We start from the raw sequence: 11548 nt of genomic DNA on the forward strand, positions 1-11548 counted from the left end.
TTTCACACCTTATCTAAAGGTTTTATGGATATTATAAGGTTTTCATCCGATATCTTCCATTCCTTGGTGTATTCGAGTTCGGTGTAATCAAAGGAGAGATGGCTGGCCCTGACCTCATTTTCAACGAATTCCCTCTGGGGCTCGGTCAGTTCCCTGAACTCTGGGCTGCATTTCACTGAAACCTCTATTCTGGCCTCAACGTCCAGGTCAAGGTCCTTCCTCATATCCTGGATCCTCCTTACAAGTTCGCGGGCCATTGCCTCGCTCATTATCTCAGGTGTGAGTTCCGTGTCAACGAATACACTTCCGCCCTCGAACTGTGCATTCACGATGTTCTCAGGGAGCTCTGTCTCAAATATTATATCATCGGGTTCCAGGACGATTATTCTGCCGTCCAGTTCAACCCTGAAGCTGCCCTCTGATTCCAGTGCGGCTTTAACCTCAGCGCCATCCGCCCCCTCAAGTTTTCTCATGACAGGTGGCATGTCCTGCCTGAGCTTTGGACCCAGGGTTGCGGGGTTTGGTTTGGCTATTATCTTCATATCAGGGAATTCAGTTGAAGTCCTGATGGACTTGGCGTTGGCCTGTTCCGCTATAACCCCTTTGAGGGATTCAGCGGCCTCCAGAACCTTCTCGTCCTCTGATACCACAACTATCTCCCTTACAGGCCATCTCAGCTTGTACCTTGCAGTGTCCCTTGCCCTTGCACATGCCTCTATTATCTCGCGGACGATGTCCATCTCTGCCTCGAGTTTGCCATCCACCGCATCCTCACTCACCATCCAGTCCAGCATGTGTATGCTCTCAGGTGAGTCGGGTTCAGCCCCCCTCACAAGGTTCTGGTAGATGTCCTCGCATACGTGGGGTGCTATGGGTGAGAGTGTCACTATCAGTGTCTTGAGGGCTGTGTAGAGGCTGTGGTAGGCTGCCAGCTTGTCTGGGTCGTCCCTCTCTATCCATGTGCGGCTCCTTATGAGCCTTATGTACCAGCGGCTGAGGTCCTCCACTATGAAGTCGTGGATTTCACGGGTTGCCCTGTGGAAGTGGAGGTTATCCAGGGCCTCTGTCACCTTCAGGGCCACAGAGTTAACCCTTGAGATTATCCATCGATCCTCATCCCTGAAGTGGAGGTCCTCCAGTTCATGGTCACCTGGCTGGAACCTGTCAAGGGACATGTAGGTTGTTGCGAAGACGTAGACATTCCAGAGTATGTTGAACATCTTGTTAACATTCTTAAGTTCGTCCCATACGAATTTAAGGTCCTCCCATGGCTTGTTGGCCCATAGAAGGTAGAACCTCAGGACGTCTGCCCCGTACTTCTCTATGACATCCTCAGGTTCAACAACGTTCCCCAGGGACTTGCTCATCTTCCTGCCCTCTTCATCAAGGGTGAAACCGTGCATGAGCACCCGCCGGTAGGGTGTCTCATCAAGTGCTATCACACCGCAGCCAAGCTGTGAGTAGAACCAGCCCCTTGTCTGGTCATGTCCCTCGGTTATGAAGTCGTAGGGGAACCATTCACTGAAGAGTTCCTTCTCTCTGGGGTAGTGTAGGGCTGCCCAGCCTGCAACCCCTGAGTCTATCCAGACGTCCAGGACATCGGGTGTCCTCTTCATTTTTCCCCCGCATCTACCGCACTCAAGTATTATCCTGTCAACATGGGGCCTGTGGATGAAGTCCCCTTCAAGCTGGCCCTCAACAGCCAGCTCCCTGAGCTCCTCTATTGATCCAACAACGTGTATGCTGTCGCAGTCCTCGCAGACCCATATGGGGATGGGTATCCCCCAGTAGCGCTGCCTTGAGATGGTCCAGTCCCTTGCATTCTCTATCCAGTTCCTGAACCTGCTCTCCCCTGCCCATGAGGGGATCCACTGTACCCTGTCGAGTTCACTGAGCATTTTATCCTTTATCTCTGTTATCTTGAGGAACCACTGCTCTGTGGCAAGGTAGATTATGGGTGTCTTGCATCTCCAGCAGAACCCGTACCTGTGACTGATGGTCTCTGCCCTCAGGAGGAGGTTCTTTGATCTGAGGTCATCTATTATGTCAGAATCAGCGTCCTTAACAAATTTACCATTATATTTCCCTGCATCCTCAGTGAAGACCCCTGCCTCGTCCACAGGGCAGAATACCGGGAGGCCATATTCTTTACCTATCTCGAAGTCCTCTGGACCGTGACCAGGGGCTGTGTGCACGCACCCTGTACCCTCCGTGAGTGTCACATGGTCCCCCAGGATGATCCTGTGCTCCATGTCCCTGTGGCATGGCACCTCCTCATCCAGGGGGTGCCTGTAGGTGAGGCCCTCAAGTTCAGATCCCTTGACGGTCTTTATGATCTCCGCCTCCTCCCCGAGGACCTTCTCAACGAGTGCCTCTGCCATTATGTAGGTTTCCCCATCCAGGCGGGCATGGGCATAATCAAAGTCAGGGTGGACAGCAACGGCCATGTTTGCAGGAAGGGTCCAGGGGGTTGTTGTCCATACCAGTATATACGTGTCCCCTGAGACTGGGAACTTCACGTAGATGGATGGGTCCTCCTTCTCATGGTAGTCTATCTCTGCAAGTGCCAGGGCCGTTTCACAGCGGGGACACCACGTTATCACCCTGAGGTCCCTTAAAAGGAGGTCCTTCTCATGGGCCCTCTTCAGGGTCCACCAGCATGATTCCATGTAGGCGGGGTCGAAGGTCACGTAGGGGTCATCCCAGTCCATCCAGACCCCGAGGCGCTGGAACTGGGATGTCATCACAGCCTTGTTTTCAACCGCGAATTCCCTGCACTTCCTGACAAATTCCTCTATTCCGATCTCATCCTCGATGTCCTTCTTGCTCCTGACACCCAGGATCCCCTCAACCTTGTGTTCTATTGGGAGGCCATGGGTGTCCCATCCAGGCTGCCTCCTGACATTGAAACCCCTCATTGATTTGAAGCGGAGGTAGGAGTCCTTCATTATCTTGTTCCATGCTGTTCCAAGGTGAATCCTTCCGCTGCAGTAGGGTGGGCCGTCCAGGAATGAATACCTTGGGCCCTTCTCCCTCAGTTCCTTCACGCGTTCATAGATATCCCTTTCTTCCCAGAAACTCTGAACCTTTTCCTCTATCACATGGGGCTTGTAGGATTTTTCGGCTTCCTGGATTGGCATGAATTTCTCCCTCAGATGGATATTAGAATGTCCGGAGCTGGCCCTTGACCAGCATCTCGGTTATGCTTGGTATGTCCTCGAGCCATGCGTCCATTACTCCTGAAACCTTTCCTGTGATGTCATCCATGGTGTAGCCGTCCTCAAGGATCACCTGGGCTGTGGCGGCCTTGGGGTGGTCAATTGGCTTTCCTATCTGGCTGAGTATCATTATATGGACCTGCTTAACTCCCTCGATGCTCTCAACTATGTCTGCGGCCATCTGGTTTGAGAGGAGGTTGTAAATTTTACCCACATGGTTTATGGGGTTCTTACCTGATGTTGCCTCCATGGACATTGGCCTGTTGGGTGTTATGAGGCCGTTGGCCCTGTTACCCCTTCCCACTGATCCGTCATCACCCATCTCAGCGGAGGTCCCTGTAACTGTTATGTAGACTGATGGCTCATCGTCCTCGCAGCGGTCGGCTGTGTTGACAAAAACCTCAAGGTTTCTCTCTGTGATCCCTGAGGCCAGCTTGAATACCTCATCCTTCACCACATTCTTGATCTCAAGGTATTCCTCTAGGTCTGATACGTATCTGTCCACCATTGCACAGGCAACTGTAAGGGTTATGTTGTCGTTTTCCCTGAGCCCCATGACCTTTATGTCCTCACCCACTGCAGGGTATTTCTTCTTGAATTCAGGGGAGTTGAGGAGGTTCTCTGCCTCCATCACTATCCTCTCGGTCTCTGAGAATGGTGCGAATCCAACCCCGAATGATGTGTCATTTGATAGGGGTGCTCTTCCCTTCCTTGCAAAGACGTCCCTCAGGTCCCCTGAGCCGTGCCCGATCTTGCACTCCACCACGGTGCAGGTCTCAACATCAAGGTTTATTATGTTGTCCCTGAGGTACTCCTTGGCTGCTGATATGGCTATCCTGTCAAGGCCTATCTTCTCTCCATCAACCTCGGCGATACCCCTTCCCGTGAGGAGTATCTCTATCGGTTTTATAACCTCACCGCCTCCAAACTGTGGTGCGGATTCTCCGGCTGTTATCTGTACCTCGTCGGTGTTGTGGTGCATTATGGCACCGAATCTATCAAGGTAGGCGTTGCAGAGGGCCCTGCTCACTGATTCAGCGATCCCGTCACTTATACTGTCAGGGTGTCCTATGCCCTTCCTTTCAACTATCTCCACCTTCTGGTCCTCGATTGGTGTCTGGTTAAGGGGTTCAACGATAATATTTCTCACACTGATAACCTCCTGATGAATATGCACAGTAATGGTTTATGGTTTTGAGCTGATGATATAAATAAATATAACACAGTGTTTTCAGGAGAATCTATGATGGAGAAAGAGGTGTTCAATAAGACAAGGGGCGCCACTCTTGGTGCTGTGAGGTTTGCAGATACATTCCTTTCACGTTTCAGGGGTTTGATGCTCAGGAGGAACGTTGAGACTGGACTTGTACTTGAAATACCCGAGGGACGTGGGAGATACGGTTCAGGGATACACATGTTCTTCATGCTGGTCCCGCTTGACGTTCTATTCGTTGATAAAAATATGAGGGTGGTGGATATGGCTGAACTCAAACCATGGCAGGTCTACAATCCAGTGAAACCCGCAAGGTATGTTGTAGAACTTAAAAAGGGAAAAATTGATGAAACCGGGACCCGAATAGGCGACACGCTGGAATTTAAGGACATCTGATTCCGCCTCAGGAACCCAAAATGTGAAATCCCAGGAGAGCTAGGATCCCGCCCTCTTCTTTATCTCGGAGATTGCAACCTCCGCCACCCTCCGAACCATTGGGCTCTCATCGTCAAGGAGGCCCTCAAGGTCCTCGACTGAATCCTCATCGCCGAGTATTCCAATGGCCAGGGCACAGGCGTACCTCACACCGGGTTTCTCATCTGAAAGATGCTCCCTGAGGGGTTCAACAGCCCTTTTATCATCAAAGGTTGCAAGGGCGAGTGCAGCCGCCTCCCGGACATGGTAGTCCTCGTCATCAAGGGCCTCTATGAGTGGTTCCACAGCCCTGGGATCTGCAACCTCTGCAAGAAGTTCAACAGCGTCCTCACGCACAACCCAGTCAGGGTTCTTGAGTTCCTCAAGGAGAAAATCAATCCTCTTGCCCTCCATTAAAACACCCCCTATCTCCATTATTTCTGTTGCAGATGATAATTAAATTTTATGAAGGAGAATGGGTGCTGACCTTAAAACGTAATGTTGGAGGGCTTTGGAATGGTCATATGTTCCCGAGAATTTCCCCGGGCCCCTCAAACACGGTTATGCCCTCCATTGAGGAGAGCCTCTCTGTGTTTCTGATGTCCACCTCCCTCATGTGGATGGTTATTATCCTCCCACCTGAGACAGCGCCATATGGACATGCGCTCTGACACAGTCCGCAGCCCCTGCACTTGAGGAGCCTTATCTCAACCCCCGGCACTATGGCGTCCCCTGGACATGCCGCTGCAGCAAGACACTGCTCGCATCTCCTGCAGAGTTCAAGTTCAAGTTTTGATGGGAGGACCGTTTCAACGTCCCCCTCCTCAAGGTCCACCGGGACGCAGTACACCGGCACTCCCCCCTTACCTGCCTGGGCCACGGCATTTGTCACAAGTGTGTCGGCTATGCCATGAACTATCTTGGCCACGGTATTGGATGTTACAGGGGATACCACCAGAAGGTCATACCTACCCATGGAGAGCCTGCCTGTTATGGGGAAGCTGTAGCCCTCCTCACTTTCAAGGACAAGTTCCCTGTAGTATCCGCCAGAAAGTTTCCTGACCCTTTCAAAGAGGCCGTACATCCTCAGAACCTCCTCTGCGGCACCTGATAGGAGTATGGTTACCTCGTGGCCCCTGGAAACCATCTCCTCCAGTGCCTCCACACTCTCAAGGAGGAGGTGCCCGGCCCCTGTGAATGCCCAGGCAATTCTCATCTACCGGATCTCCATGTACTTGTAGGCCTCTGACTCCTCAAAGGCGTAGTGAACCTTTGTATAGGATGACATGAACTCTGAAACCTCTTCCTTAACGTCCCTGCCATCAATAACAACCTTCTTTATATATTCTGCAACCTCTGACATCTCTGACTCCTTCATTCCGCGCCTTGTTATCTCCTGTGTACCTATCCTTATTCCTGATGGGTCGTCTGACCTGTTAACATCGTCCCATGGGAGAAGGTTCTTGTTGAGTATTATGTTGTTGGCCTCAAGTCTCTTGGATATCTCGGCGGCCCTGCCAATGTCTGATACATCCATCACAACCTGATGGGATTCTGTGAAGTCAAGGTGCTCACAGAGTACATTGAATCCAAGTTCATTGAGGCTTTCCGCGAGTTTTTTTGAATTTCTGATTGTCTGTGCCGCGTATTCACTTCCAAACTCAAGCATCTCTGCGGTTGCTATTCCAAGGCCTGCCACATGGTGAAGGTGGTGGTTACTCACAAGTCCCGGAAAGACAGCCTCATCTATGTCATCTGCAAGTTCCTCCCTGCAGAGGATTATGCCGCCCTGGGGTCCGGGAAATGTCTTGTGTGTGCTTCCCACCAGCATATCGGCGCCCTCCCTGAGGGGATCCTGGAAGTATCCGCCTGCAATTAGGCCGAGGACATGGGCGCCGTCGTACATTATCCTTGCACCCACCTCCTCTGCGGCCTCAACTGCCTCCTCCACAGGGTGGGGGAAGAGGAAGAGGCTTCCGCCGAAGAGTATTATCCTTGGTTTGACCTCAAGGATCTTCTTCTTCATTGCATCGGCGTCTATGTTCATGTTTTCAAAGTCAAAGGGGTGGGTGTATATTTTGAATCCCCTCACACCGGCTGCACTGACCTTGGCATGTGATATATGGCCGCCGTATGGGACCTCCATGGCCATTATGGAGTCGCCAACATCTGCAGTTGCAAAGAAGCAGGCGAGGTTGGCCACAACACCCGACGTTGGCTGGACATTGGCATGCTCTGCCCTGAAGAGTTTCTTTGAGAGTTCAATTGTGATCTCTTCAATCTCATCTATGTACCTGCAGCCCTCATAGAGCCTCTCGCCGGGAAGGCCCTCTGCATAGCGGTGTGAAAGGTCAGAGATGAGGGCCTCCTTGACCCTTGAACTGGTTATATTTTCACTTGCTATGAGATTGATGCTTGACTCCATCCAGCTGTTATGATCCTTCATGAGATCTCTTATCCTCTCGGTATAATCCTGATTGCTGACCATGAAAATCATCTCCATAGGAAAATAGTTAAAATTACAATATAAAATTGGTGCCGCTATTATACTTGCAGCCAATCATGAGACCAACAGATGAATCCTGCAGGATGATGCAAAAAAGACGGCTACAGGAATAGCCTTGAAACAGAATCAAATCAGAAGAGATAAAAGAAAAGGTTTTGATGGGTCCCAGCCCATCTATTTTGAAGCTGGTTCGTTGAGTGCCGCTTCGATCTGAGCCATGATCTGCTCTGTTTTGAAGTGCTGCTGGTCCATTGCACCTGATGGGCATGCTGCCACACAGGTACCGCAACCCTTACAGAGGGCCACGTTGACGTTGGCGTGCCCTTCCTCTATGCTTATGGCGCCGAATGGACAGAGCTCAATGCAGACCTCACAGCCACCGCAGACGTCGGAATCTGTAACTGCGATTATTGGCTCAATTTCCACTTCACCCTTGACCATTGGTATTGCTGCACGTGCAGCTGCACCTGAAGCCTGTGCAACAGCGTCAGGGATGTCCTTTGGACCCTGAGCCACACCTGCAAGGTACACACCGTCTGTCAGTGTGTCAACAGGCCTGAGTTTTGGGTGTGCTTCCATGAGGAAGCCATCTGCAGATTTGGATAGACCGATTGTCTGCCTCAGTGTCTCTGCACCCTCTGGTGGCACGAGACCGACACCAAGGACAACCATGTCGTAGTCGTACTCTGTGACCTTACCCAGGAGTGTGTCCTCTGATCTCACTGTGAGTGTGAGGTCAGGGTTCTCGATGACCTCAGCGGGTCGTCCCCTTATGAACTTGATTCCGTATTTCTCCTGTGAGCGTTTGTAGAATTCCTCGAATCCTTTACCGAATGCCCTTATGTCCATGTAGTAGAGTGTGACCTCTGTGTCAGGCATTTTGTCCTTGATGAGCTGTGCGTTCTTCATGATGTACATACAGCACACACGGGAACAGTAGGGTTTTCCAACCTGTTCGTCCCTTGAACCCACACAGTGGATGAATGCAACCCTCTTTGGTTTTTCACCGTCTGATGGTTTGAGGACCTTACCATCGGTTGGACCTGATGCGTTGATCATCCTTTCGAGTTCAAGACCTGTTATGACGTTGGTGTGTCGACCGTAACCGTATTCGAGTTTCTCTGTTGGGTCGTAGGCGTCGTATCCTGTTGCCACAATTATTGTACCAACTTCGATTTCGATCTCCTCTGGTTCCTGGTCGTGTTTAACGGCTCCCCTTTCACAGACCTCATCACAGAGCATGCACTCTATACAGTAGTCCTTGTCAATTGTTGCGCAGAGCGGGACAGCCTGTGGGAATGGTATGTAGACAGCCTTGGTCATACCGATTCCCTCGTCGAAGTAGTTTGGCATTTCAATTGGGCATACCTCTACGCAGGAACCGCATCCGGTACAGAGGTCCTCGTCTATGTACCTTGGTTTCTTCTCGATTTTGACCTTGAAGTTACCTATGTAACCGTCAACTTCCTTAACCTCGGCGTAGGTTATGAGTTCAATGTTGTCGTGTTTACCGACATCCACCATTTTTGGTGCAAGGATACACATTGAACAGTCGAGGGTTGGGAAGGTTTTGTCCAGCTGACCCATTCTTCCTGAGATACTTGGCCTCTTTTCGACCATGTAGGTCTTGAATCCCATGTCGGCCAGGTCAAGGGCGGCCTGTATACCTGCAACACCTCCACCGATGACAAGGGCCTTGTCATCCACACTAACCTTTGATGCCTCGAGGGGCTCCAGGAGCCTTGCCTTGGCAACCGCCATCCTCACAAGGTCCTTGGCCTTTTCTGTTGCGCCCTCAGGGTTGTCCATGTGGACCCATGAGTCGTGCTCCCTTATGTTTGCAAATTCGAATAGGAACTGGTTGAGTCCTGCCTCTTCAACACATCTCCTGAAGGTTGGTTCGTGGAGCCTTGGGGAACATGCAGCCACAACTACCCTGTTTATACCGAGTTCCTTGATGTCCTTCTGTATCTCGAGCTGACCTGGGTCAGAACAGTAGTACTTGTAGTCCTTTGCAACCACAACGTTTGGTAGTTTCGCAGCGTAGTCCCTTACAGCCTCAATGTCGACCACACCGCCGATGTTTACACCACAGTGGCAGACGTAAACACCGATTTTTGGTTCTTCCATTGTTTCTTTTTTTTCTTCTGCCATTAGATCACCTTGCATAGAGATATCTAGCAATGACACTTATTTGATGTAAGGTATAGCACAGTGCTAAATAAACATTTCTATCAAAAACTTTAAGTAAGATTTATATACTATTACACTCATTTTCATGAAATGGATAAAATTCAAAAATATTTTCATTATATTCCAAATATAAAATAAATTTTTCAGAGTATAATGGACCATACTGGCAGTGACACGAGGCCCAGTATTGTGCTCATGAATATGCACGATGATACAAGGTCAACGTCAAGGTCATTTTCAATTGCAAGTACCGCTGCAAGCATGGCTGAGGGCATTGATGCCTCAAGGACCGTTACAGAGAAGTCCAGACCCTTAAATGATAATAGGTAAACAATGAATGCGGCAATCAGAGGTGATACTATGAGCCTCAAGGCACTCACAAATGTGGCCTCAACCAGCGAATCCCTCAGGAACCTGAAGTTCAGTGAGAGACCAAGTGAAATCATTATGAGGGGAACCGCTGCACCGGCCAGATATCCAAGAACCGTACCTGCCATTCCCACAGGTAATCCCATCAGGTTGAAGGTAACCCCCAGTATGAATGCCCAGAGGGGTGGGAAGGTGGCTGCCCTTTTAACGACTGCAGTCCCCTCAGCCCCTGAGATAAATGATAGTATAAGCCCAAGGGATGTGAACATCACTGTTGTGCCTGTATCATAGAATATGGCCCTTAAAAGACCCTCAGATCCAAATATTCCCTCAGTTACAGGGTAACCCAGGAAACCTGAGTTCATCATTGCCGCAGCAACAATTATCCCCCAGGTTTTCCTGGAATCCAGACCCCTCCTTTCTGCCCACAGGGACGCTATGGCTCCAGATAATGCCCCGGTGGTTATACAGACGAGTGGTATCAGGAACAGGTCCGCTATTCCACTTAAATCAGCCCTGTAGAGTGACGTGAATATCAGTGAGGGTATTGCAAGGTTTATGACAATCCTGTTGAGGGGTGATGCATCCTCCTCCCTCAGTATGCCCCCCAGTTTAAGTGCATGTCCTGTGAGGACAAGGATCAGTATGGATAGAACCGTTTCAAACGAGCCCATAAAAATCAAAATTAGGGTTTAATCAACAATACCTGCTTCTGTTATCTTGAAGACACACTCACCCTCTGGGAGGTGGGGGCTGTCAACAAGTCTCGCTATCCTCTTACCTGCAAGTCCCTTCTTGAGCCACAGGCGGTAGGTCGCTGCATGGCCCAGGACGTGTCCGCCTATAGCCTTTGTGGGGCTTCCAAAGAAGGCGTCGGGTCTTGCCTGAACCTGGTTTGTTACGAAGACAGCTGCATTGTAGGTGTTTGCTATGTTCTGGAGGGTGTGGAGGTGCTGGTTGAGCTTCTGCTGCCTTGTTGCTAGGGCCTCCCTCCCCACATACTCCGCCCTGAAGTGGGCTGTGAGGGAGTCCACAATTACAAGGCGTATGTTCTTGCCCTCCTGTATGAGCTCATTCACCTTCTCTGCCATGAGTATCTGGTGACTTGAGTTGAATGCCCTTGCAATGTGTATCCTGTTGAGAACCTCCTCAAGGTCCAGTTCAAAGGCGTTGGCTATCTGCTCTATCCTTTCCGGACGGAATGTGTTCTCTGTATCTATGAATACAGCCTCAGCATCCAGACCACCCCTTTCCTCTGGTAGCTGCACAGTCACTGCTAGTTCATGGGATAGCTGGCTCTTACCTGATCCAAACTCTCCGAAAACCTCAGTTATTGCCTGTGTTTCAATCCCGCCGCCTATGAGTTCATCCAGGGCCTTGCTCCCTGTTGTTATTCGGCCCACGTCCTTCCGGCGTTCCATCACATCAAAGGCTGTTTCAAAGTCTATCTTCTCAGCCCTTCTGGCGGCCTCTATCACCTTCTCAGCCACGCCCTCACCAATTTCAGCCTTTACAGAGAGTTCCTTGGCGGTGGCTGTGGCAAGACGCATCATGTCCCCGAAGCCTGCGTCCCTTAATTTCTGTGCCGTTTTGGCCCCTACATTTGGTAGATCTTCCAGTTCAACCATTTTAATC

The 11548-nt window shown here is 50.5% G+C and carries 9 protein-coding genes; 1 reads left to right on the forward strand and 8 read right to left on the reverse strand.

Annotated features, from left to right (window positions below; all coding sequences use genetic code 11):
* Positions 1-2: 2 nt before the first annotated feature.
* Together ileS and OXN82_RS07800 are read right to left on the reverse strand one after the other, a co-directional pair.
* The gene (gene ileS, locus OXN82_RS07795) at positions 3-3140 is read right to left on the reverse strand and encodes an isoleucine--tRNA ligase (RefSeq protein ID WP_321211282.1); all 3138 of its coding nucleotides are present in this window, start codon (positions 3138-3140) and stop codon (positions 3-5) included.
* Between the two features lie 22 nt (positions 3141-3162).
* A complete protein-coding gene (locus tag OXN82_RS07800) occupies positions 3163-4368 on the reverse strand; it encodes a methionine adenosyltransferase (protein WP_013296541.1) in 1206 nt (401 codons plus the stop codon).
* A 93-nt stretch (positions 4369-4461) separates the two neighbouring features.
* Between OXN82_RS07800 and OXN82_RS07805 the strand changes: the two genes are divergently transcribed.
* On the forward strand, positions 4462-4827 hold the full coding sequence (locus OXN82_RS07805) for a DUF192 domain-containing protein (protein WP_321211283.1): 366 nt from the start codon (positions 4462-4464) through the stop codon (positions 4825-4827).
* Between the two features lie 39 nt (positions 4828-4866).
* Here OXN82_RS07805 and OXN82_RS07810 read toward each other — a convergent pair whose 3' ends face one another.
* The 6 genes from OXN82_RS07810 to radA form a co-directional block, all read right to left on the reverse strand.
* On the reverse strand, positions 4867-5259 hold the full coding sequence (locus tag OXN82_RS07810; RefSeq protein WP_321211284.1) for a HEAT repeat domain-containing protein: 393 nt from the start codon (positions 5257-5259) through the stop codon (positions 4867-4869).
* Between the two features lie 106 nt (positions 5260-5365).
* Entirely contained in the window at positions 5366-6061 is a 696-nt protein-coding gene (locus tag OXN82_RS07815; protein ID WP_321211285.1) for a dihydromethanopterin reductase (acceptor), read from the reverse strand.
* Positions 6062-7333: a serine hydroxymethyltransferase gene (gene glyA / locus OXN82_RS07820; protein ID WP_321211286.1), complete on the reverse strand. Its 1272-nt coding sequence runs from the start codon at positions 7331-7333 to the stop codon at positions 6062-6064.
* Positions 7334-7525: 192 nt separating this feature from the next.
* Positions 7526-9505 carry a H(2):CoB-CoM heterodisulfide ferredoxin reductase subunit HdrA gene (gene hdrA / locus OXN82_RS07825; protein WP_321211287.1) on the reverse strand — a complete coding sequence of 660 codons (1980 nt, stop codon included), beginning with the start codon at positions 9503-9505 and terminating at the stop codon, positions 7526-7528.
* Between the two features lie 182 nt (positions 9506-9687).
* Positions 9688-10587, reverse strand: a complete 900-nt coding sequence (locus OXN82_RS07830; RefSeq protein WP_321211288.1) for an AEC family transporter — start codon at positions 10585-10587, stop codon at positions 9688-9690.
* Positions 10588-10605: 18 nt separating this feature from the next.
* Complete coding sequence (gene radA, locus OXN82_RS07835) at positions 10606-11541, reverse strand: DNA repair and recombination protein RadA (protein ID WP_300477590.1); 936 nt, start codon at positions 11539-11541, stop codon at positions 10606-10608.
* Between the last annotated feature and the right edge of the window lie 7 nt (positions 11542-11548).

The sequence above is a fragment of the Methanothermobacter sp. DP genome, assembly GCF_026692625.1.
GTDB classification, from domain to species: Archaea; Methanobacteriota; Methanobacteria; order Methanobacteriales; family Methanothermobacteraceae; genus Methanothermobacter; species Methanothermobacter marburgensis.

Bases quoted from the DNA above. Each gene is read 5' to 3' on its own strand.
- ileS (WP_321211282.1), bottom strand. From the start codon at position 3,140: ATGCCAATCCAGGAAGCCGAAAAATCCTACAAGCCCCATGTGATAGAG.
- radA (WP_300477590.1), bottom strand. From the start codon at position 11,541: ATGGTTGAACTGGAAGATCTACCAAATGTAGGGGCCAAAACGGCACAG.
- hdrA (WP_321211287.1), bottom strand. From the start codon at position 9,505: ATGGCAGAAGAAAAAAAAGAAACAATGGAAGAACCAAAAATCGGTGTT.
- OXN82_RS07815 (WP_321211285.1), bottom strand. From the start codon at position 6,061: ATGAGAATTGCCTGGGCATTCACAGGGGCCGGGCACCTCCTCCTTGAG.
- OXN82_RS07810 (WP_321211284.1), bottom strand. From the start codon at position 5,259: ATGGAGGGCAAGAGGATTGATTTTCTCCTTGAGGAACTCAAGAACCCT.
- glyA (WP_321211286.1), bottom strand. From the start codon at position 7,333: ATGGTCAGCAATCAGGATTATACCGAGAGGATAAGAGATCTCATGAAG.
- OXN82_RS07805 (WP_321211283.1), top strand. From the start codon at position 4,462: ATGATGGAGAAAGAGGTGTTCAATAAGACAAGGGGCGCCACTCTTGGT.
- OXN82_RS07830 (WP_321211288.1), bottom strand. From the start codon at position 10,587: ATGGGCTCGTTTGAAACGGTTCTATCCATACTGATCCTTGTCCTCACA.